The 20,625-nt window shown below is 73.4% G+C and carries 19 protein-coding genes, 1 tRNA gene and 1 pseudogene; 7 read left to right on the top strand and 14 right to left on the bottom strand.

Features of this window, described 5'->3' with window-relative positions:
• Positions 1–640: 640 nt before the first annotated feature.
• Positions 641–1,607, top strand: a pseudogene (locus BS73_RS25250) (GlxA family transcriptional regulator); the annotation flags it as partial.
• Positions 1,608–2,034: 427 nt separating this feature from the next.
• Positions 2,035–2,571: a MarR family winged helix-turn-helix transcriptional regulator gene (locus BS73_RS25245; protein WP_037576229.1), complete on the top strand. Its 537-nt coding sequence runs from the start codon at positions 2,035–2,037 to the stop codon at positions 2,569–2,571.
• A gap of 192 nt (positions 2,572–2,763) precedes the next feature.
• Here the strand turns inward: BS73_RS25245 and BS73_RS25240 are convergent, their stop codons facing one another.
• The 12 genes from BS73_RS25240 to BS73_RS25185 all read right to left on the bottom strand — a co-directional run bounded on the left by BS73_RS25240 (position 2,764) and on the right by BS73_RS25185 (position 14,444).
• A complete protein-coding gene (locus tag BS73_RS25240) occupies positions 2,764–4,032 on the bottom strand; it encodes an MFS transporter (protein ID WP_051940507.1) in 1,269 nt (422 codons plus the stop codon).
• A gap of 3 nt (positions 4,033–4,035) precedes the next feature.
• Positions 4,036–5,070, bottom strand: a complete 1,035-nt coding sequence (locus BS73_RS25235; protein WP_037576221.1) for an aromatic ring-hydroxylating oxygenase subunit alpha — start codon at positions 5,068–5,070, stop codon at positions 4,036–4,038.
• A gap of 10 nt (positions 5,071–5,080) precedes the next feature.
• A complete protein-coding gene (locus BS73_RS25230; RefSeq protein ID WP_152617714.1) occupies positions 5,081–5,296 on the bottom strand; it encodes a recombinase-like helix-turn-helix domain-containing protein in 216 nt (71 codons plus the stop codon).
• A 27-nt stretch (positions 5,297–5,323) separates the two neighbouring features.
• Positions 5,324–6,289 carry a PDR/VanB family oxidoreductase gene (locus BS73_RS25225; RefSeq protein ID WP_037576216.1) on the bottom strand — a complete coding sequence of 322 codons (966 nt, stop codon included), beginning with the start codon at positions 6,287–6,289 and terminating at the stop codon, positions 5,324–5,326.
• 3 nt (positions 6,290–6,292) lie between these two features.
• Positions 6,293–7,957 carry a thiamine pyrophosphate-binding protein gene (locus BS73_RS25220; protein ID WP_037576212.1) on the bottom strand — a complete coding sequence of 555 codons (1,665 nt, stop codon included), beginning with the start codon at positions 7,955–7,957 and terminating at the stop codon, positions 6,293–6,295.
• A 20-nt stretch (positions 7,958–7,977) separates the two neighbouring features.
• A complete protein-coding gene (locus BS73_RS25215) occupies positions 7,978–8,781 on the bottom strand; it encodes an SDR family oxidoreductase (protein ID WP_037576210.1) in 804 nt (267 codons plus the stop codon).
• A 272-nt stretch (positions 8,782–9,053) separates the two neighbouring features.
• Positions 9,054–9,818, bottom strand: coding sequence for an SDR family oxidoreductase (locus BS73_RS25210; RefSeq protein WP_037576207.1), 765 nt, complete (start codon positions 9,816–9,818; stop codon positions 9,054–9,056).
• Entirely contained in the window at positions 9,818–10,339 is a 522-nt protein-coding gene (locus tag BS73_RS25205; RefSeq protein WP_037576205.1) for a cupin domain-containing protein, read from the bottom strand. The genes BS73_RS25210 and BS73_RS25205 overlap by 1 nt, the downstream gene beginning before the upstream one ends.
• 29 nt (positions 10,340–10,368) lie before the next feature.
• Positions 10,369–11,202: an alpha/beta fold hydrolase gene (locus tag BS73_RS25200; protein WP_407675054.1), complete on the bottom strand. Its 834-nt coding sequence runs from the start codon at positions 11,200–11,202 to the stop codon at positions 10,369–10,371.
• Complete coding sequence (locus BS73_RS25195; RefSeq protein ID WP_037576202.1) at positions 11,199–12,002, bottom strand: aspartate dehydrogenase domain-containing protein; 804 nt, start codon at positions 12,000–12,002, stop codon at positions 11,199–11,201. The genes BS73_RS25200 and BS73_RS25195 overlap by 4 nt, the downstream gene beginning before the upstream one ends.
• Positions 11,999–12,952, bottom strand: a complete 954-nt coding sequence (locus BS73_RS25190; protein ID WP_037581006.1) for a VOC family protein — start codon at positions 12,950–12,952, stop codon at positions 11,999–12,001. The genes BS73_RS25195 and BS73_RS25190 overlap by 4 nt, the downstream gene beginning before the upstream one ends.
• 16 nt (positions 12,953–12,968) lie before the next feature.
• Positions 12,969–14,444, bottom strand: a complete 1,476-nt coding sequence (locus BS73_RS25185) for an aldehyde dehydrogenase family protein (RefSeq protein ID WP_037576199.1) — start codon at positions 14,442–14,444, stop codon at positions 12,969–12,971.
• A gap of 264 nt (positions 14,445–14,708) precedes the next feature.
• Between BS73_RS25185 and BS73_RS25180 the strand changes: the two genes are divergently transcribed.
• The 4 genes from BS73_RS25180 (at position 14,709) to BS73_RS25165 (ending at position 17,697) form a co-directional block, all read left to right on the top strand.
• Positions 14,709–16,127 (top strand): MFS transporter, encoded by a 1,419-nt coding sequence (locus tag BS73_RS25180; protein ID WP_037576196.1) that lies wholly within the window; start codon positions 14,709–14,711, stop codon positions 16,125–16,127.
• 218 nt (positions 16,128–16,345) lie between these two features.
• Positions 16,346–16,933, top strand: a complete 588-nt coding sequence (gene orn / locus BS73_RS25175; RefSeq protein WP_037581003.1) for an oligoribonuclease — start codon at positions 16,346–16,348, stop codon at positions 16,931–16,933.
• Between the two features lie 131 nt (positions 16,934–17,064).
• A tRNA-His gene (locus BS73_RS25170) sits at positions 17,065–17,137 on the top strand.
• Positions 17,138–17,253: 116 nt separating this feature from the next.
• Entirely contained in the window at positions 17,254–17,697 is a 444-nt protein-coding gene (locus BS73_RS25165; RefSeq protein ID WP_037576193.1) for a DUF4442 domain-containing protein, read from the top strand.
• Between the two features lie 46 nt (positions 17,698–17,743).
• On the opposite strand, the gene BS73_RS25160 is transcribed toward BS73_RS25165, so the two are convergent.
• Positions 17,744–18,676, bottom strand: a complete 933-nt coding sequence (locus BS73_RS25160) for a slipin family protein (protein WP_084704347.1) — start codon at positions 18,674–18,676, stop codon at positions 17,744–17,746.
• Between the two features lie 129 nt (positions 18,677–18,805).
• Here BS73_RS25160 and BS73_RS25155 point away from each other — a divergent pair, with 129 nt between their 5' ends.
• Positions 18,806–19,585 carry a hypothetical protein gene (locus BS73_RS25155; protein WP_037576190.1) on the top strand — a complete coding sequence of 260 codons (780 nt, stop codon included), beginning with the start codon at positions 18,806–18,808 and terminating at the stop codon, positions 19,583–19,585.
• Positions 19,586–19,607: 22 nt separating this feature from the next.
• On the opposite strand, the gene BS73_RS25150 is transcribed toward BS73_RS25155, so the two are convergent.
• A complete protein-coding gene (locus BS73_RS25150; RefSeq protein WP_037576187.1) occupies positions 19,608–20,582 on the bottom strand; it encodes a spermidine synthase in 975 nt (324 codons plus the stop codon).
• Positions 20,583–20,625: the final 43 nt, after the last annotated feature.

The following is a 20,625-nucleotide window of genomic DNA, read 5'->3' as shown; positions in this document are numbered from 1 at the left end:
TCCGGGGGCGGCGGGGCCGCCGGGGCGACTCCTGCCGTGCGACAACTGGCCACCAGCCGTCAGGCCCCCTTCCCTGACGGGCCGCCGGGTGCCACGCTTCGTGATCGAATGCTTCGCGCCAAATTTCCATGTCGACATAGCGTCGGATGGTGAACTTGTCACAACAGCATCGCCGGACCCAGTAGATTCGATCTTGGCACTTCGGGGGGAGCAGGAACAGTGCAGAACAGGACCGGACAACCATGACGCCCGCGACCCGCAAGGAGCGCCCGGCATCCGCCACCCGGGATGCCGCATGTGCGCCCCTCCGCTTCGGACGCCGGTGTGCATGGGCTACACGAGCGAGGGGGGCTTGAGCGCCTTGAGCAGGGTCAGCAGGAGTACGGCGGTGCAGGACGGCGCCGCCGGCGCGGCCACAGGCGCAGCCATGCCGGGCACACCCGCGGTCGCCCCGCCGGCCCCGGCATCGAGCTCGGCCCCCGTCCCCGCCGTTCCCGCCCAGTCGGTGCCGCCGGGCGGCCTCGCGGGCGCCCAGGGGGTGCCCGGCGCGCAGGGCGTGACCGGCGGCGTCGGCGGCGCCGGCGCCAATCCCGCCAACTCCACCGCCACCGGCCTCGGTTCGGCCCCCCAGGGCGTCCCCCGGGCGCTCTCCGGGCGGCGCCGGCCGGAGACGGTGGCGGTGCTGCTGTTCGGCGGCGGGCCGATATTCGAGAGCTCCATCCCGCTCTCGGTCTTCGGCATCGACCGGCAGGACGCCGGGGTCCCCCGCTACCGCCTGCTGGTCTGCGGCGGCGAGGACGGACCGCTGGCGACCACCGGCGGTCTCAGCATGACCGCCCCCTACGGCCTGGAGGCGCTGTCCCGGGCCGGCACGGTGGTCGTCCCCGCCTGGCGCTCACCCGGGCAGAACCCGCCGCTGGAGGCCCTGGACGCGCTGCGCCGGGCGCACCGGGAGGGGGCCCGGATCATCGGCCTCTGCACCGGCGCCTTCGTGCTGGCCGCCGCCGGCCTGCTGGACGGCCGCCCGGCGACCACCCACTGGATGTACGCGCCGACGCTCGCCAAGCGCTTCCCCCGGGTGCTGGTCGACCCGCGGGAGCTGTTCATCGACGACGGCGACGTGCTGACCAGCGCCGGCACCGCGGCCGGCATCGACCTCTGCCTCCACGTCGTCCGCACCGACCACGGGACCGAGGCGGCCAACGCGCTGGCCCGCCGGCTCGTCGTACCGGCCAGGCGGAGCGGAGGCCAGGCCCAGTACATCGACAGGTCTTTACCGGAGGAGATCGGGAGCGATCCGCTCGCCGAGGTGGTCACCTGGGCGCTGGACAACCTCTCCCAGCAGTTCGATGTGGAGACCCTGGCGGCCAGGGCGTACATGTCCCGGCGGACCTTCGACCGCCGGTTCAGGTCGCTCACCGGGAGCGCGCCGCTGCAGTGGCTGATCTCCCAGCGGGTGCTGCAGGCGCAGCGGCTGCTGGAGACCACCGACCTGTCCGTGGACGAGGTCGCGCGGCGCTGCGGCTTCCGCTCGCCGGTGGCCCTGCGCGGGCACTTCCGGCGGCAGCTGGGGGTCTCCCCCGCGGTCTACCGGACCAACTTCCGCTCCCGGCACCCGGCCGCGCGGATGACCGCCGGGGCGTCCGCGACCGTGCCCCCGCAGGGGGGCGCGGGGGCGGCGGCCCGCGGGCCGGGCGGCCGGGCACCGCGCGCGGGCGGCGCCGGGGCGGACCACGCGCCGGCCGAGGACGGCCGGGGGACGGCCGAGCCGGCCAGCAACCGCAGGCGAAGCCGCATCCCGACCCGGCGCCGGGCGCGGCGCAGGGGCAGGCGCCGGGGCCGGGGCAGGGGCAGCACCAGTCGGCCGGACAGCGCGGCAGGGGCACCGACTGAGCGCCGGCCCCGGGGCGGGGCGGGGCCGGCGCTCAGTCGGCCTCCGCCCAGGGCGGGCGCGGCGCGGAAGAGGTCGAGCAACTGCCCACACGCCTGAAATTCAAGCGGTAAGATTTCCTGGCTCACGTCAGGAGGTAGGCCATGTCCCACGCCCCCGCGGACCGCACCGCCGCGGCCGACGCCGTGGACAGCATCACGGAGGACTGGCGCCGCGAGCGCCCCGAGCTCGACACGGCGCCGCTCCAGGTGCTGGCCCGGCTGCATCGGACCTTCGTCCGCTACCAGGGCCTGCTCACCGCGTCGCTGGACCAGTTCGGCCTCTCCGTCGCCGGATTCGACGTGCTGACCTCGCTGCGCCGGGCCGGCAGCCCGTACCGGCTGACCGCGGGTCAGCTGGCGGCCAGCGGGCTGATCAGCTCGGCCGGGGTGACGCTGCGCCTGGACCGGCTGGAGAAGGAGGGCCTGATCGTCCGTGAACGGGACGACCAGGACCGGCGAATCGTTTACTCGCGGCTGACCGACCGCGGCCTGGCGCTGATCGACAAGGTCTTCGACGCCCATCTGGACAACGAGCGGGTGATGCTGGCCGGGCTGTCGCCCGATGAGCGGCGCATGCTGGCCGGCCTGCTCGGCCGGTTGGAGCATTCGTTGATCGCGGCAGAGCAGCAGCGGGGCTGAGCGGAGGTCGCCGAGTGCGGGTCCGTAGCGGGCTGGGCGCGCAGTTCCCCGCGCCCCTGATCTGCCTGGCCCTTCGGGCCGCAGCTCAGGGGCGCCCCGCGATGTGCGCAGCAAATCAAGGGGCGCGGGGAACTGCGCGCCCAGCCCGCTACGGACCCGCAGCCGCCGACGAGCGCTTCCATCGACTCCCCGTCACGCCTCCCGCTCACGCGAAAGCAGCAGCAGCCCCGCCCCGCACACCAGCGTGACCGCCTGGGTCGCGATCAGCAGGCTGTAGCCGCCTGTGAAGCCGCCCGTCGCGGCCATCACCGCGCCCATCGCGGTCGGCATCAGCGCCGAGACCAAATTGCCGACCCCGTTGACCACCCCGTACGTGGAGCCCACCGCGCCCGGCGCGGAGTGCCGCTGCACGAGGGTCGGGATGGCCGGGCCCTGGAGTCCCCAGAAGCCGTTGGCCAGGATGAGCCCGGTGGCCGCCACCCAGGACGTGCCGGTGGCCACCACCAGCGCCACGCACAGCCCGGTGCCGATCGAGCCGGCCACGAAGAGCAGCGGCAGTCGCCGCCCCGGCAGCCGGTCGATCAGCCAGCCGCCGAGGAAGCCGGAGGCCAGGCTCATCAGGAAGGGCAGCGAGGAGACCGCGCCCATCGCGGCGATGGAGAAGTGCCGGTCCTGCAGCAGGTAGCTCGGCAGCCAGGCCGAACTCCCCCACAGATAGGCCAGGGTGGCGATCTCGATCAGCAGGATCCAGCCCAGCCGGGGCGTCCGCAGCGCCGCCCGCAGGGTCCGCCCGAAGCCCGGGCGCGGCTCGGCGGACGCGGCCCGCCGCGCCCTCGAGCGCACCAGGAACCACACCAGCGGCAGCCCGACCACCGCGTTCAGCAGCCCGAGAAGCAGGAACGAGGAACGCCAGGACCAGCTGTAGACCAGCCAGGTGACCAGCGGAAGTCCGACCGCCGTGCCGAGCGAGACCCCCATCGAGGTGACCGCGTTCGGCTTGCCGACCTCGGCGGGCTCGAAGTGCTCCTGCACGTACATCGTCTTGAGCGAGAAGAGCGGCCCCTCCGAGCCGCCCAGCAGGGCCCGCAGCGCCAGCAGCGTCACCGCGCCCACCGCGTACGGCGAGACCAGGGTGAAGACCGCCCAGCAGGCGAGGGAGACCAGCAGTCCGCGGCGGACGCCCAGGACCGTCTCGTAGAACGGCGTCAGCAGGAAGGCGGCGACGCCGTAGCCGGCCAGGAAGACCGTCATCAGCAGGCCCTGCAAGGCCTTGTCGCCGGCCATCCCGAAGTGGCGGGTGAAGGAGTCGTCGGTGATCAGCACCGACACGTTGACCCGGTCGATGTACGAGACCAGGACCACGACCAGCAGCGCGAGCACGCCGAGCCAGCGGCCGACCCCCTTGCGGGAGTCGACCGCTGACTCGGCGTCAGCTCTTCGGACGTCGGAAGTCCCCGCCATGCGTCAGCTGCCCGCCCCGGCGATCGCCGCCGCCTGCTTCTCCGCCTCGGCGCGGTAGAGCCGGCGGACCCGGACCACGCCCAGGTCGTGCTGGTAGAGGTTCTCCGCCTGGTCGGCGTCCTCCGGCAGCGCCTCCAGGACGGCGCGGTCCTGCTCCAGGACGGCCCAGTGCCGCGGCTCCAGGGTGGTCTTGTACAGGAAGCGCCAGACGTCCCGCTCCCAGCCCCGCACCTTGCGGTAGCGCCAGAAGAAGACCCCGCAGCGGTCGGCGTCGATCGGGGTGACCATGCCGACGATGCCGAAGTGCCCGCCGGGGCCGCCGGTCGCCGGGTACGGGATGGTGAGGTCCAGCCAGTCCACGCCGGTCCGGCACAGCTCGACCCAGTCGAAGTTGACGCCGACCTGGTCGGTCTTCTCGAAGAAGAAGCCGCGGTCGGTCTCCCGGATCCGGAAGCGGGCGGTGGTGTCGCCGTCCGCCATCGAGTGGGAGTCCCGGTGGAGGAAGGACCCGTGCATCGGGTCCATCACGTTCTCCACCGCCCAGCGCCAGTTGGTGTTCCACTCGGCGTAGCAGAGGAAGGAGGAGGTGTCCGGGTCGGTCAGATGCTCCGGGAGGGTGAGCTCGCAGGGCTCCGGGTGCTGCGAGTCGCCGAGGTAGGCCAGGATCGCGCCCTGGACCTCGCGCACCGGCGGGGCCTGCACGAGGGACTTGCCCTCCAGCTGGCAGCCCGGCAGGCCGGGCACGGAGGTGACGGTGCCCTCGCCGTCCACCTGGACGCCGTGGTACCAGCAGGCGATCCGGTCGCCGAGGTGCTTGCCCTGGGAGAGCCGGGCCCCGCGGTGCGGGCAGCGGTCGGCGAGCATGTGGACGGTTCCGTCGCCGCGGCGGAAGAGCACCCAGTCCTTGCCGAGCCGGGTGACCCGGCGGATGGCGCCCTTCTCCACGAAGGAGGACGGGCAGATCGCGTACCACTGGTTGCGCAGACCGGTCCTGAAGATCTCGTCGGCGCTGGTGCTGTCGGTGCTGATGCTCTTCATGGCTGCCCTCTCACGCTCCCAGGCGCTTCATCTCGGCGGTGAACGACTCCTCGGTCCATGGCCGGCCGTCGGGGGCGAAGAGGCCCTCGGCGTTCAGTCCTGCGACCAGACCGGGCAGGTCGTGGGTGCCCGTGCCGAAGACCTTCTCGATGGTCTTGGCGAGCTCCGCCTCGTACGGGCCGGGCTCGCCGTCCCGGGTCTGACGCGGACTCAGATACAGCTCCATTGCCAACTCCTCACGCATTCACAGGGCTCAGACGTCCAAGACAAGGCGGTCGCCGGCGGCGCGGGAGACGCAGACCATCATGGACGCGCCGGCCGCCTTCTCCTCGTCGCTGAGCAGGAAGTCCCGGTGGTCGACGGCCCCCTCCAGGACCTTGGTCTCGCAGGTGCCGCAGATCCCGTCCTGGCAGGAGGACGGGACGCCGATCCCGGCCTCCTCCAGCGCCCGCAGCACCGAGCAGCCGGCCTCCACCCGGACGGTCCGCTCACTCCTGGCGCAGACCACCTCGAAGCCGGACTCCTCGCCCGCCGAGGCCTCGGACCCCTCGCGCGAAGGAGCCGCGAACCGCTCGGTACGGGCGCCGGGGAAGCGCTCCTCCACGGCGGCGAGCAGCGGCTCGGGCCCGCAGCAGTACACCTCGGTACCGGGGTCGAGCGCGGCGGAAAGGCTGTCCAGGTCGATCCGCCCGCGCTCGTCCTCGGGCACGAACTCCACGCGGTCGCCGAGGAGTTCGCGCAGCTCTTCGCCGAAGGCCATGGAGGCCCGCCGGCGCCCGCCGTGCACCAGCCTCACCGGCACCCCGTCCCGCGCGGCCACCTCGCGGGCCATCGCCAGGATCGGGGTGACCCCGATCCCGCCGGCGATGAAGAGGTAGCCGGGGGCGGCCGGCGACAGCTCGAAGTTGTTCCGCGGCCCGCGCACCCGCACCGTCTGCCCCGGCCGCAGCCGCTCGTGGACGTGCGCCGAGCCCCCGCGCGAGCTGGGCTCGCGCAGGACGCCGATCCGGTAGGCGCGCCGGTCGGCCGGGTCCGAGCAGAGCGAGTACTGCCGGACGTGGGCGCCGACATGGAGGTCGAGGTGGGCGCCGGGGGTCCAGGCGGGCAGCTCCCCGCCGTCCGGGCGGACCAGCTCGACGGAGAGGACGTCCTCCGCCTCCCAGGTCATCCGGCGGACCAGGAGGTCGAGCTCGACCTCCTCGTTCCTCTGAGGCGACATCGCTTACGCCCCTTCCTGGTTCGGGACGCTCACCGGCGGGGTGAACGGCTGGTTCATCGGGCCGAGGGCGGCCAGGTCGATCTCGACCAGCACCGGCCCCTCGGCGGCGGCCGCGGCCTTGAAGACCGGGTCGGCCTCCGCCTCGGCGCCGATCCGGGCGTAGTCGATGCCGACGGCGGCGGCGAGCCGGTCGAAGGCAGGGGCGGTGAGGTCGACGCCGTGCCGGTCGCCGCCTCCCGCCTCCTGCATGTTGCGGAGCACCCCGTAGCCACCGTCGTTGAAGACGGCGAGGGTGAGGCGGGGGCGCTCCTGCGCGACGGTCAGCAGCTCGCCGAGGTGGACGGCGAAGCCGCCGTCGCCCGCGATGAGGACGGTGGGCACCTCCGGCCGGCCGCAGGCCGCGCCGATCGCCATGGCCAGGCCCTGGCCGATGCCGCCGCCTCGGGGGAACACGTTGGTGGCCGGGTCGGTGAGGGGCAGCAGCCGGTTGCCCCAGGTGGAGGAGGGGATGGTGACGTCCCGCGCGATCACCGAGGCCGCCGGGTAGTGCGCCCGGATCGCCTCGCAGACGGCGGCCTGCGGGCCGATCGCCCAGCGCTGCCTCTCCCGCACCTCCTCGCGGGTCTCGGTGGCCCGCGCCGACCAGCCCTCCTCGACAGAGAGCTGACGGCCGCTCAACTTCTGTAGCAGGGCGGCGAGTACGGCCCCGGACTCGCCGGCCAGCCCGACCGTCGCCGGGTAGACCCGGCCGAGCGCGGCCGGGTCGAGGTCCACCTGCACATGGGCGGCGGGCAGTTGGAGCCTGTAGTCGCCGGTCTCGTTGGAGCGGAAGTGGGTGCCGACGGAGAGGATCGCGTCCGCTTCGGCCAGCAGTGCCTTGCCGCCGGGCGAGGTGGCGTAGTTGCCGATCACCAGCGGGTGGTCCTCGCCGACCGCGCCCCGGCCGGAGTTGGAGGTGAAGAGCCCGGCGCCGAGCAGCTCGGCCAGCGCGCGCAGCGGCTCCCCGGCGCGGGCGGCCCCGCCGCCGGCCCAGATCACCGGGCGGCGGGCGGCGGCCAGCAGCTCGGCGGCGGCGTCGAGTCCGTCCGGAAGAGCGGTGACCGGCGCCGTGTCCAGCGCGGTCAGCGGACGCGGCCGCTGGGCCGCGTACTGCAGGTCGATCGGCCACTCCACGCTGGCCGGGCCGCCGGGGGCGGTCAGCGCGGCCTGCGCGGCGGCCAGCAGCACGCCCTCGGCCTCGGCCGCCGACCCGATCCGCACCGCGTGCTTGGACACCGCGGTGAGCATCCCCAGCTGGTCCTTGGTCTCGTGGATGAAACCGCGGCCCAGGCCCAGGTACGGGCTGTCGATCTGCCCGGTGACGTGCAGCACGGAGGTGCCCGCGCTGAGCGACTCGATCAGCGAACCCGCCGCGTTGCCGGCGCCGGTGCCGGTGCTGGTCAGCGCGCAGCCGAGGCGGCCGGTGGCGCGGGCGTAGCCGTCCGCGGCGTTCACCGCGGCGGCCTCGTGCCGGACCGGGACGAAGCGGACGTCGGCCGACCGGTCCACCGCCTCGACCAGCGGGAGGTTGTGCACGCTGACGATGCCGAAGACGGTGTCGCAGCCGTGCGCGCGCAGCACCTCGACGAGGAGGTCGCCGCCGTTGCTCTGCCTCTGGCTCTGGCTCATGTTCTGGTTCCCGAACTTTCCTAGTGGATACCGCGGTTGACGCCGCCGGCGACGTCCACCGCGGTACCGGTGATGTAGGAGGCGCGCGGCGAGAGGAGGCTCACCACGGCGTAGGCGACCTCCTCGGCGCGGCCGAAGCGGCCGAGGGCGATCCCGCGGTCGGCGGCGGTCTCCGCCTGCCACTCTTCGTACGACTGCTGGAGGCCGTTCGCGGCGGCCGACCGGTAGCGGCGGGTCCACTGGCCGGTGTCGACCAGGCCCAGGCAGACCGAGTTGACCCGGATGCCGTCCGCGGCGAGCTCCTGGGCGAGCGAGGCGGAGAGGTTGAGGATGCCGGCGCGGGCGGCGGAGGTGGTGATCAGCCGGGGTTCGGGCTGCTTGGCCAGGACCGCGTTGATGTTGACCACGGCGCCGCCGTGCTCGGCCTTCCGCAGGTGCGGGAGGGCGGCCAGGGTCGGGCCGAGGACTCCGGCGAACTTCAGCTCCAGCTCGTCCCGCCAGTCCTCGGCGGTCGTTTCGAGCAGGGGCTTCATCCGGGACGCGCCGGCGTTGTTGACGAGGCCGTCGACGGCGCCGAAGCGGGCGGCGGTCTCCGCGACGAAGCCGCGGACGGCCGCTTCGTCCCTCACATCGCACACGGCGGTGTGGAGGCGCTGCCGGGGCTCCTCCGGGAGGTCGGCGAAGGCGGCGGCCAGGGCCTCGGCGCGGCGGCCGCAGGTGGCGACGCGTGCGCCTTCGTCCAGCAGCATCCGCACGGTGGCCAGCCCGACGCCGGAGCTGCCGCCGGTCACCACGACGGTGCGATCCCGCAGACCGAGATCCATGGTTCCTCTCCTTCTTTCTCTTGCCCCGGCCCCGCCCCGGGCCCCGGATGAAGCCCGAAGGGCGAATCCAGGGGCGCGGGGAACTGCGCGCCCAGCCGACTACGGTCCGCAGACGGCAACGGCACCCGGGTTGCAACCCCAACTCCGCTGCCGAGTGCGGCAGAGTGCCTGGCCGGCCGCGCAGTTCCCCGCGCCCCTGGATTCCGCCCTTCGGGCTTCATCCGGGGTCCGGGGCGGCAGCCCCGGGAAACGGCGAAAGGGCGGGGCCGGGGCTAATTCATCGTGAAGCCGCCGTTGACGGCGAAGGTCTGGCCGGTGATGTAGCCGGACTCCTCGCCGACGAGGAAGGCGATCAAGCCGACCAGATCCGCCGGCTGCTGCGGCCGCCCGATCGCCCGGTTCAGGCGGTACAGCTCGTGCCGCTCCAGCGGGATGTTCACCGACGACTCGCCCTCCGTCAGCCCCGGCGCCACCGCGTTGACGGTGATCCCGTGGTCGCCCACCTCCCGCGCCATCGCCCGCGTCAGCGAGATGACCGCGCCCTTGGAGGCGATGTAGTGGGCCAGCCGGGGCGACCCGTACAGCGCCGCGTCCGAGGCGAGGTTGACGATCCGTCCGCCGGCCTCCCCGCGCAGCATCAGCGGCAGCAGCTCCTTCGCCACCAGCCACGGCCCGCGCGCGTTGACCGCCATGATCCGGTCCCAGTCCGCCACGTCGATCTCGTGGAAGTACTTGCCGCCCACCGCGTCGGCCAGCCCCGCGTTGTTCACCAGCCCGTGCAGCCGCTCCCCTTCGAGCGACCGGGCCAGCTCCCGTACGGAGGCCTCGTCGGCGACGTCGAGGCGCCGGAAGTCGGCGTCCACGCCGGCCTCCCGCAGCTCCTTCGCCGCCGACTCGCCGCGCCCGGCGTCGAGTTCGGCGACCACCACGCGGTATCCGTCGCGCCCGATGCGGTGGGCCGCGGCCAGTCCGAGGCCGCGGCCGGCACCGGTGACGACGACGGTGCGCGCACCGACAGCCTTCTGGGTGGAAGCCATCAGTCGCGGGTGATGCCGTGCATCGGGGAGTGCTCGGGGTAGGTCGGGATCTGCGGCTTCTGAGTGCCGATGATCACGCAGAACAGGGCGTCGGTGTCGCCCTCGTTCTTGAGCGAGCGGGCGACCCCGGCCGGGACCACGATCATGTCCCGGTAGCCCAGCGTCCGGTACTCCGCCTCGCCGTCGCCGCGGTGGATGCCGACCCGCACCTGGCCCTCCAGGACGAAGAAGGCCTCCTCGACGTCGTGGTGGGTGTGCTCCGGGCCCTCGGCGCCGGGCGGCAGCAGCATGTTGGAGAAGGTGAAGCCACCGGAGGGGATCACCCGGTTGTCGCCCTCGTGGTTGCCGGTGGCGCCGGAGCCGACGTAGCGGATCTGCGCGCGGGCGTACTGCGGGCCGGCCTTGGTCTGGAACTTGAGGGTGTCCCAGTCGGGCTCGCGGGAGTCCTTGGTGGCGATCAGCGAGTCGGTGAACTTCGCGAGGTCGCTGCCGTCCTCGTAGGGGGTCTTGTCGATCGGCATGGCCGTTCCTTTCGTTTGCTGATGAGTGGTCAGATCGGCACGCCGGCGACGACGTGCAGGTGGGCGCGGACCCAGGCGTGGAACGCGTCGGGCCGCTCCTGGTTGGCGAGGTGTCCGGCCCCGGCGACCACCACGGAGGCGACGCGGCGGAGTCCGCCGGCGATCCGCTGGGCCTCGTCCAGGCCGGTGACCTGGTCCTGGTCCCCGCAGATGACGAGCGCGGGGGCGTGGATCCGGGCCAGGTCCCCGGTCAGGTCGGCCTCCGCCATGGCGGCGGAGGAGTGGGCGTAGCCGGGCAGCCGGATGGACTCGGCCATGGTCCTGGTCACCCGCTCCACCAGTTCGGCGGGTGCCTCGGCGGAGACCAGCCGCGGGCCGCGGGCCCGGGCGAACTCCTCCGGGCCCTGCTCGGCGAGGAGCCCGGCCCGGCCGCGCATCGCCTCGGCCTTCGCCGGGTCGGTGCCCGAGCCCAGCGAGGAGTCGGCGACGGTCAGCGAGGCGACCAGCTCCGGGTGCCGGGCGGCCAGCTTCAGCGCGATGACGCCGCCCCAGGAGACGCCCAGCACATGTGCCGCGCTCTCCTCCCGACCCGCCGTCAGCCGCCGTACGAGTTCCGCCGCGACGTCGGCGTACCCGTCGATGCCGGGCGCGCTCTCCGCGTCCGCCGACCTCGCGTAGCCGGGGGCGTCCCAACGGACCACCCGCACGTCCGGCCCCAGATCCTCGGCCAGCTGCTCGAAGGAGCGGGAGGAGGAGCCGATGCCGTGGAGGCAGAGCAGCAGCGGCCCGTCGGCCTTCCCCGACTCGACGAGGTGCACCCCGTCGGCGATCCGCCGGACCGCCTCTTCGCCCAGGCCGCTCACAGCACCCGCCCCCCGTGGCCGAGCACCGTCCGGAGGGTGCGGAGCACGGCGTGCGGGACGACCCGGCTGGTGGCCGGGTTGGCCGGGTCGGGCCGGTGGTTGACCTCGAAGCGGTAGCTGCCGTGCTCGCCGGCGGCCTCGATGACGTGCCGGGTGAAGCTCGCGGCCGGGTCGGCGACCACGACCACCTCGACGGCCTCCGGGTCGCCGACGGCCAGCGCCACCGAGGCGGCGACGTTGGTGGACTTGGGGAACTTCGCCGGCACGTCCGCCGCCGTGCCCCGCATCAGCTCGATCGGGGACTCGGCCCCGCGCAGCCGCTCGGTCAACTCCTCGTCCATCCACGGCTGGTGGAGGGTCGAGGGCAGCTTGGTGGTGGTCAGCCGGACCTTGCTGAGCGGCCCGAGCCCGCGTACGGCCTGGAGGAGGTCGAGCCCGCCGACCGCGCCGCCGGTGAAGTAGACCCGGCCGGGCCCGGTCTCCCGCAGCCGCCGGGCCAGCTCGCCGTCGGTGAGCGCCCCGCTGGAGCAGACCAGCAGGTCCACGCCGGCCTCCAGGACCCGCGCTCCCCACTCCCGTACCACGCCCTGCCCGGCCGCCTCGACGATCAGGTCGCACTCCCGCAGCGCCTCCTCGAACGAGCGCTGGGGCGCGGGGGCGTCCGTGACCGGGCGGTTGTCGACCACGCAGACCAGCTCGGCGCCGGGCAGCCGGCCCTCGGCCAGCTCCGTGCCGACGACCCGGCCGATCGCTCCCCAGCCGACCAGTCCGACCTTGCGCACGCGCACGCTCGCGCTCATTCCTTCGCTCCTTCGGCTTCGCCGGGGCGGACGCCCGGGTCCGGGATCCCGGCCATGTGCTTGCGGATCGCCGGGGAGGGCGGCCCGGCCGTGCCCCACAGGTCGGAGAGCTCGGGGGTGCGCCGCCAGACCTTGCAGATCCACTGGTCCTCGACGACCTGGGCGACGTCCGAGGTGTACTCGCAGACCAGCCCGGCCGGATCGGCGAAGTAGGAGAAGGTGTTGTTGCCAGGACCGTGTCGCCCGGGGCCCCAGTCCGGGTTGATCCCGTGGTGCTTCAGCCGGCCGAGGCCGCGCATGAAGTGGTCCACCGAGGGCATCTCGTAGGCCACGTGGTTGAGCGAGGTCCACTCCGCCTGGTTGAAGGCGACCGAGTGGTGGTCGGCGTTGATCCGCAGGAAGGCCATCTGGTGCTCGGACCAGTCGGAGACCCGGAAGCCCAGCACCTCGCGGTAGAACCGCACCGCCGCGTCGATGTCCACGGTGTTGAGGACGACGTGGGTGACGCCGACCGGCACGGCCGCCGCCCTGTCCCGCGGCGGTACGGCGAAGACGTCCGCCGAGAGCTCGATCAGCCGGCCTTCGAGGTCCGCGAAGCGCAGCCCGTAGCCGCCGCCGACCTGGTCCAGCGGGCCGGGCCCGGCGAGCAGCGGGATGCCGCGGGCGATGAGCCGGCGGGCGGCCTCGTCGATCTCGGCGGGCGTAGCCACCGCGAAGCTGATCCGGCCGAGGGCGTTGGCCTCGGCCCGCCGCAGGCTGAGCACGTGGTGGTGGTCGCCGGTGCCGCGCAGCCAGCTGCCGTCGGTGTCGGTCTCGACCTGCTCCAGGCCCCAGACCTCGCGGTAGAAGTCCGCCGACTGGTCGAACTGCGGCGTCCGCAGCTCCACCGACCGCAGCAGCCGCAGCCGCGCTACGGGCTGACTCGCCTGACCTGCCGTCACATCTGACATCTCGACGCTCTCCATGTCAGCCCACCGCCCACGGCAGCGGGGCCTCGTCGGTTCCCCAGTACAGGGACTTCTGGCGCTGGTAGGCGCGGATCCAGTCGCGGCCCTTCTCGCGCCCCAGGCCGCTCTCCTTGAAGCCGCCGAACGGCGTGGCGGAGCTGAACTGCTTGTAGGTGTTGATCCAGACCGTCCCGGCCTCGATCCGGCGGGCCAGCCGCCAGGCGGCGCGCGCGTCCCGGGTCCAGATCCCGCAGGCCAGGCCGTAGACGCTGGCGTTGGCCAGCTCGACCAGGTGCTCCTCGTCCCGGTACGGCAGGCAGACCAGCACCGGGCCGAAGATCTCCTCCTGGCAGGTGCGGGCGGTGTTGTCCAGACCGTCGATCACGGTCGGCAGGTAGTACGCGCCCTCCGCGTACGCCTCGCCCTCGGGGGCGCGGCCGCCGCAGAGCACCCGGCCGCCCTCCTCCCGGGCCAGGTCGACGTAGGCGGCGACGGAGTCCCGGTGCTTCGGGTGGACCAGCGGGCCGACCCTGGTCGTCGGGTCCGTCCCCGGCCCGACCGCCAACTTCTCGGTCCTGCGCACCAGTTCACCGACGAACTCCTGGTACATCGACTCCGGTACGAAGAGCCGGGAGCCGGCGATGCAGGCCTGGCCGCTGCTGGAGAAGATGCCGAACATGATCCCGGCGAGCGCCTGCTCGACGTCGGCGTCCGGCAGCACGATCGTCGGCGACTTGCCGCCGAGTTCGAGCGAGACCGGCATCAGCTTGTCGGCCGCGTGGTGGGCGATGTTCCGCCCGGTGGCGGTCCCGCCGGTGAAGCTCACCTTGCCGACCAGCGGATGCCGGACGATGGCGTCCCCGACCACGCTGCCCTTGCCGGGCAGCACCGACAGCAGCCCGGCGGGCAGCCCGGCCTCGGTGGCGATCCGGCCCAGTTCGAGGGCGATCAGCGGGGTCCACTCGGCCGGCTTGACCAGCACCGCGTTGCCGCCGCCCAGCGCCGGGGCGATCTTCTGCGCCTCGGAGGCGATCGGCGAGTTCCACGGGGTGATGGCGCCGACCACACCGATCGGCTCGTGGACGCTCATGGTGAGGTAGGCGCCGCGGGAGGGGGTGAGGGCCTCCTCCGCGGTCTCCAGCGTGGCGCCCACATACCGGAAGGTGCCGGCCGCGCTCTTCACCAGGGCGGTGGTCTCGGCCCTGGTCTTGCCGGTGTTGGCGGTCTGCAGCGCGGAGAGCCGGTCGGTGTCCCGCTCGATCAGGTCGGCGATCCGGTAGAGGTAGCGGGCTCGCTCGTGCGGCGGGAGGCCGCGCCAGGCCGGGTCGGCCGCGGCCCGGGCGCCGGCCTCGGCGGCGTCCGCCACGTCCTCCGCCGAGGCGCCGCTGAGGCAGCCCAACTCCCGCCCGGTGGCCGGGTCGAGGGGCCGCACCGGGGCGCCCCGCCCCTGCCGCCACTCCCCGCCGACCAGGATCTGGTCGTTCACCTGGGTCACTTGGCCTCCCTTGCCACTGCCGCGTCTCCGCTTGACGAGAAACCTAAGCGCTTAACTATTTCAGCGCAAGACCCCTTTCGCATTCCGTCCGGTCTGATGACCTGATGTCCGTTTTGAGTGCCGCGGAGACGTCAATTGATCGATCAAAGGCGGCCGATGAGATCGAGGTTCACCCCTTGACCCGAATTATTTCAGCCATAAGATGCAAGCCACTTACCTAAGTGCTTGCACTTTTCTCCGCGCCCCGCCCTTGAGGAGCCCCGGATGAGTACCGCAGCGCAGGGCGCATCAGCCCCTACCCCCGCCGCCGGCGCCGCCGACCGGACGGCAGTCGTCGCCGCCCGGCTGGAACGCCTTCCCGCCTCCCGGTGGCAGGTGACGGTCCGCCTGCTGATCGGCGCCGTCACCTTCTTCGAGGCCTTCGACCAGCTACTGACCGCCTACACCCTGCCCGACCTCAGGGCCGCCTGGCATCTGGGCGGTGACGGCGCCACCGCCCTGATCACCATCGGCTCGATCGGGATGCTGGTCGGCGCGCTCTGCTCGGGACGCCTCGCCGACCGCTTCGGCCGGGTCCGGATCGTCTTCGTCTGCCTCCTCGTCTCCGGCCTGGGCAACCTGGCACTGGCCGCCTGCGGCGGACCGGTCCCCTTCCAGATCGTCCGCTTCGTGCAGGGGATGGCCATCGGCGGCCAGGTGCCGGTCGCCGCCGCCTACATCGCGGAGATCACCCGCAGCCACGGCCGCGGCCGCTTCGTCCTCCTCTACGAGCTGGTCTTCCCGGCCGGCCTCACCGTCGGCTCCTTCGTGGCCGCCTGGGTGATCCCGGCCTGGGGCTGGCGCGGCCTCTACCTCCTGGCCGCCGTCCCGCTGGTGCTGGCGATCCCGGTGGCCCGGTACGTCCCGGAGTCCCCGCGCTGGCTGGCCGGCCGCGGCCGGGCGGACGACGCCGAGCGCACCATGGCGGACATCGAGCGGAAGGTCACCGCGCTCACCGGCCGGCCGCTGCCGGAGCCGCAGGTCCGCGAGATCTCCCCGGAGGCGGCGACGGCCGGCGCCCGCCGGCTCGGCTTCGCCGCGCTCTTCCAGGGCCGTCTGCGCCGCCGCACGCTGGTCGTCTGCGCCCTCTGGTTCCTCGGCTACTTCGCCCAGTACGGCGTCTCCACCTGGCTGCCGACCATCTACCAGACCGGCTACCACCTGCCGAAGAGCCAGGCGCTGAACTACGCCACCATGACCTCGCTGGCCGGCTTCGTCGGCTGCCTGGTCGCCGCGCTCACGGTGGACCGGATCGGCCGCCGCTGGGTCACCGCCGCCGGGCTGTTCCTCGGCGGGCTGACGCTGCTGGTCCTCGCCCTCACCGGCTCCGACAGCGCGGACCAGGTGGTGCTGTGGACCTCCATCGCGATGGTCTTCAACTTCGCCTGCAACATCAGCCTGTACGTCTACACTCCGGAGCTGTACCCGACCGGCGCGCGGGCGCTGGGCACCTCCGTCGGCGGCGCGGCCAACCGGATCGGCGTGATCCTCGGCCCGCTGATCGTCGGCCTGGTCTACACCGGCGGCACCGGCACCGCGGGGGTCTTCGCCCTCCTCGGCTGCGCGGCCCTGCTGGGGTCGGTCGTGTCCGGGGTCTTCGCCGAGGAGACCACGGGGCGCACTCTGGAGGAGGCCTCGGCCTGACCCCGCGGAACGGCCGGGGAGCGCGGGACGAACAGCGGCAGAGCTGACGTCCCGTCACTCCTCGGCGGCGTGTCGCGCACGCGGTCTTGACTTGCGCCGGGCACACCAGATGATCGACTATGCGAGATCGGCCGGTCGCCCGGGGCGTCCGGCGCGCGCTTCTCCTCCCCTCGATCGACGCATGGACGGTGAACCCGGTGAACGGCAGCAATGACCGGATGGTCTGGATCGACTGCGAGATGACCGGGCTCGACCTCGAGCACGACGCCCTGATCGAGGTCGCCGTGCTGGTGACCGACTCCGAGCTGAACGTGCTGGGCGACGGCGTGGACATCGTGATCCGCCCGCCGGCGGAGGCCCTGGAGCACATGCCGGACGTGGTCCGGGAGATGCACACCTCCTCCGGCCTGCTGGAGGAGCTGGACGCCGGCACCTCCCTCGCCGACGCCGAGGCCCAGGTCCTCGCCTACATCCGCGCGTACGTTCCGGAGGCCGGCAAGGCGCCGCTCTGCGGCAACTCGATCTCCACCGACCGCGGCTTCCTGGCGCGGGACATGCCGGCGCTGGACGGCCACCTCCACTACCGGATCGTGGACGTCTCCTCGATCAAGGAGCTGGCCCGCCGGTGGTACCCGCGGGCGTACTACAACAGCCCGAAGAAGCAGGGGAACCACCGCGCGCTGGCGGACATCCGGGAGTCCATCGCCGAGCTCGGCTACTACCGGGAGGCGGTCTTCGTCCCGAAGCCCGGGCCGGACACCGACACCTCCCGCGGCATCGCCGCCCGGTACGAGGCCAAGCACTGACCCGAGCACTGACCCGAAGGGCCTCCGCGGGGTGCTGACCTCGGCCGAAACCTGGTCATGAGCACCCCTCCGGATCCTGTACAGTATTTCCCGTCGGCACGAACGGCCCAGCGCCCGAAGCGCCGAAGATGGTGGGTGTAGCTCAGTTGGTAGAGCACCTGGTTGTGGTCCAGGTGGTCGCGGGTTCAAGTCCCGTCACTCACCCCGAGACCGAGGCCCTGATCCGAGAGCGGATCAGGGCCTCGGTGTTTCCGCCGTCCGCCCGTGCAATCTGCCGGTGACATCTACCCGTCGGTAATACTGGTGGGTAACATGCTCGCATGACGACAGCCTTCGGCGAGCAGCTCGCCGCCACCGTGCCGATGGTCCGCACCCTCAACCTGGAGTTCCTGGAGACGGGCGCCGACCGTGCCGTGCTGCGCCTGCCGGACCAGCCGGACTACCACAACCACCTGGGCGGGCCGCACGCCGGCGCGATGTTCACCCTGGCCGAGTCGGCCAGCGGCGCCATCGTCATCGCCGCCTTCGGCGACCAGCTGGGGCGGGCGGTGCCGCTGGCGGTCAGCGCCGAGATCCACTACCGCAAGCTGGCGAAGGGCCCGGTCACCGCCACCGCCGAGCTGGGCCGCCCGCGCGCGGAGGTGGTGGCCGAACTCGACGCCGGCGAGCGCCCGGAGTTCCCCGTCCACATCACCATCACCCGCGAGGACGGCGCCACCACCGGCGAGATGACGGTCAACTGGACCCTCCGGCCGAACAGCTGAGGACGGCAGCTCTGCACTGCTCTGCTCTGCTCTGCTCTGCGGAGCCTCACTTCGGCTGGTCGTCGGAGCCTTCCGCCGCGGCCTCGGAGAGCTCCGGCGCCGCCGTCTCGGAGAGCTCCGGCGCCGCAGCCCCGGCCTCGGCGCCCAGCGCCGGACTGACCGCGTCCTCCACCGCCTTCGCCGCCTCCCGCAGCTTCTGCACGTTCGCCGAGCCGTTCTTGACCGCCTCGGTCGCCCCGTCCAGGAAGCGCAGCAGCTCCACCGGGAACGGCAGCACCAGCGTCGAGTTCTTCTCCGCCGCCACCTCGACCACCGTCTGCAGCAGCCGCAGCTGCAGCGCGGCCGGGGTGGCGCTCATGATCTGCGCCGCCTCGGACAGCTTCTGCGAGGCCCGGAACTCGCCGTCCGCGGTGATGATCCGGGCCCGCCGCTCCCGGTCGGCCTCCGCCTGCCGGGCCATCGAGCGCTTCATGGACTCGGGCAGCGCCACGTCCTTGATCTCCACCCGGTCGATGTGGATCCCCCAGCCGATCGCCGGGCTGTCCAGCATCAACTCCAGCCCCTGGTTGAGGGGTTCGCGGTTGGAGAGGAGATCGTCCAGCTCGCTCTTGCCGATGATGGAGCGCAGCGAGGTCTGCGCCACCTGGGACATCGCGAAGCTGTAGTTCTGCACGTTCACCGTGGCCAGCACCGGGTCCTCGACCTGGAAGTAGACCACCGCGTCGACCCGGACCGTGACGTTGTCCCGGGTGATGCCCTCCTGGGCCGGCACCGGCATGGTGATGATCTGCATGTTGACCTTGCGGATCCGGTCCGCGACCGGAATCAGCAGGGTCAGCCCGGGCCTTCGGATCAGCTTGTGCACCTTGCCGAATCGGAACACCACGCCACGCTCGAACTGCTGGACCACGCGTACACCGGTGGCCACCCAGAGCAGACCGGCACCGACCGCCGCTAGGACCGCGTCAACGACCAACATGTGTCGCCTCCCGCCGAGATTTCCACGGTACCGCGCAGAGTGCCCGTTCGTACGCGTCCCGGAACCTCCCGGTTCAGCCGCCGCCCGCGGCTCCGTGACCTCAGGCTCGGCGCCGTCGTTGGAGTCGGCGTGAACCTCCGCCGCGCCACCGGCACCCTGCTGCTCGCCGTCTGCGCCGCCGCCCCGGGCATCGTCCCCGCCTGGGCCGCGACGGGCCCACCGGCCGAGCCGGGCGGACTTCCGCTCTCCGCCGGAATCTCCCAACTCCCGTCCCCCTGCCCGCTGCTGCACTGCATGCCGAGCACCGGCCCGGCCCCCGCCCGGACCGCGGCGGCCCGGCCGCCCTACCAGCCCTCCGCGCCGACCATCCGCACCGACGGCCCGGCCGGCTCCCTTCTCCCACCGGTCGCCCCGCTTTCCTCGCTTTCCCCGCTGCCGCAGGTGTCGCGGCTGCCCCGGGTGCCCCGGTCGCCTCGGGTGCGGACCGACGGCCTGGCCGACGGAGTCTCCCGGCTCGCGGCGCCGCTGGCGCCGCTGGACCGCCTGGGGCCGCTCGGTCCGCTGAGCCCGCTCACCGGGCTGCTGGACGAGGCCGCCGGCGCGACCGGCGGCGCTGCCGGTACCGCGCGGGCCGTCTCAGCCCCGCACGGCGTCCGCCCGGCCGGCGCCGCGGAACGCGAACTCCCCTCCCCGGGAAGCGTTCTCGCGCCGGCCCGCCCCGACGCCGCGGTGGCCATGCGCGACGGCGGACGGCCGGCGGGCCCGCCGCGCGCCGAGGCGGAGCGCCCGGCCCCGGTCCCGGCGGCCACCTCGCTGACCGACGCCTCGGTGCTGGCGCCGATCGCCGCCGGCTTCCTCCTCACCGCCATCGCGATGTACAAGCACCGCGGCCTCCCGGGCGGCCACTGAGCCCGGAGCCCGGTACCGCCGGCTAGGACGTGAAGATCTCCGCCGGGGGCTCCGGGGAGGCCACCGCGGTGGCGTCCGTGACCGGGGCCGCGCCGGCGGCGAAGGCCACCGCCTCCCGGCCGTACTCGACCCGGCCGGGGTACGGGTCCGAGGCCACCCGCCGCCGCAACTCGGCCACCGGCAGGGGCCGCGGCTCCGCGCCGGGCGCCTGCGCCTCCACGTCCGCCTCTGCTTCCGCCCGTGCGTCCGTCTCCGCCTCCGCCCGCTCCTCGGTCTCCGCCCGGGGTGCGGCGGCGACCAGGACCAGATTGCCGAAGCGCCTGCCGCGCAGCACCGCCGGATCGGCGATCAGGCACACCTCGTCGAAGACCGCCAGCGCCGTCGCCACCTGCGCCCGGGCGAAGCGCAGCCCGCTGCCGTCGGTCAGGTTCGCCGCGTACCAGCCGCCGGGCGCCAGCGCCCGCGCCACCAGCCGCAGGAACTCCACTCCGGTGCAGTGCGCCGGCACCCGCGCGCCGCCGAACACGTCGGCCACCACCAGGTCCGCCCCGCCGGCCGGGGCCTTGGCCAGCACCTCGCGGGCGTCCGCCCCGCGCACCCGCACCTGCGCGCTGCGCTCCAGCGGGAGTTCGCGCCGGACCAGGGCGGTCAGCGCGGTGTCGATCTCGGCGACCTGCTGCCGCGAGCGCGGCCGCGTCGCCGCCACGTACCGGGGCAGGGTCAGCGCCCCTCCGCCGAGGTGGAGCACGGAGATCGGGCGGCCCGGCGGGGCGACCAGGTCGACGACGTGGCCGAAGCGGCGCTGGTACTCGAAGAGCAGCCGGGACGGGTCGTCCAGGTCCACATAGGACTGCGGGGCGCCGTCGAGGCGCAGCGTCCAGCCGCGCGGCCGGTCCGGATCGGGTTCCAGCCGGGCCGTGCCGGACTCGACGGCCTCCTCCACCGCACCGCGCGCCTCACGCGCCTCGCGGGCGCCACCGCTTCGTTTTCTGGCCACCCCCCGATTGTCTCCCGCGCCCCACCCGTCCCGCCGACCCGGG

Source organism: Phaeacidiphilus oryzae TH49 (genome assembly GCF_000744815.1).
In the GTDB taxonomy this organism is placed as follows: domain Bacteria; phylum Actinomycetota; class Actinomycetes; order Streptomycetales; family Streptomycetaceae; genus Phaeacidiphilus; species Phaeacidiphilus oryzae.
The sequence above is the reverse complement of the archived record's forward strand: the minus strand, read 5'-3'. Positions and strand labels throughout refer to the sequence as shown.

Excerpts from the sequence above, each read along its gene's own strand:
- BS73_RS25240 (WP_051940507.1), bottom strand. The coding sequence starts at position 4,032 with ATGGCGGGGACTTCCGACGTCCGAAGAGCTGACGCCGAGTCAGCGGTC.
- BS73_RS25230 (WP_152617714.1), bottom strand. The coding sequence starts at position 5,296 with ATGGAGCTGTATCTGAGTCCGCGTCAGACCCGGGACGGCGAGCCCGGC.
- BS73_RS25165 (WP_037576193.1), top strand. The coding sequence starts at position 17,254 with ATGACGACAGCCTTCGGCGAGCAGCTCGCCGCCACCGTGCCGATGGTC.
- orn (WP_037581003.1), top strand. The coding sequence starts at position 16,346 with ATGGTCTGGATCGACTGCGAGATGACCGGGCTCGACCTCGAGCACGAC.
- BS73_RS25245 (WP_037576229.1), top strand. The coding sequence starts at position 2,035 with ATGTCCCACGCCCCCGCGGACCGCACCGCCGCGGCCGACGCCGTGGAC.
- BS73_RS25195 (WP_037576202.1), bottom strand. The coding sequence starts at position 12,002 with ATGAGCGCGAGCGTGCGCGTGCGCAAGGTCGGACTGGTCGGCTGGGGA.
- BS73_RS25210 (WP_037576207.1), bottom strand. The coding sequence starts at position 9,818 with ATGGCTTCCACCCAGAAGGCTGTCGGTGCGCGCACCGTCGTCGTCACC.
- BS73_RS25215 (WP_037576210.1), bottom strand. The coding sequence starts at position 8,781 with ATGGATCTCGGTCTGCGGGATCGCACCGTCGTGGTGACCGGCGGCAGC.
- BS73_RS25190 (WP_037581006.1), bottom strand. The coding sequence starts at position 12,952 with ATGTCAGATGTGACGGCAGGTCAGGCGAGTCAGCCCGTAGCGCGGCTG.
- BS73_RS25205 (WP_037576205.1), bottom strand. The coding sequence starts at position 10,339 with ATGCCGATCGACAAGACCCCCTACGAGGACGGCAGCGACCTCGCGAAG.
- BS73_RS25225 (WP_037576216.1), bottom strand. The coding sequence starts at position 6,289 with ATGTCGCCTCAGAGGAACGAGGAGGTCGAGCTCGACCTCCTGGTCCGC.
- BS73_RS25180 (WP_037576196.1), top strand. The coding sequence starts at position 14,709 with ATGAGTACCGCAGCGCAGGGCGCATCAGCCCCTACCCCCGCCGCCGGC.
- BS73_RS25220 (WP_037576212.1), bottom strand. The coding sequence starts at position 7,957 with ATGAGCCAGAGCCAGAGGCAGAGCAACGGCGGCGACCTCCTCGTCGAG.
- BS73_RS25235 (WP_037576221.1), bottom strand. The coding sequence starts at position 5,070 with ATGAAGAGCATCAGCACCGACAGCACCAGCGCCGACGAGATCTTCAGG.
- BS73_RS25160 (WP_084704347.1), bottom strand. The coding sequence starts at position 18,676 with ATGTTGGTCGTTGACGCGGTCCTAGCGGCGGTCGGTGCCGGTCTGCTC.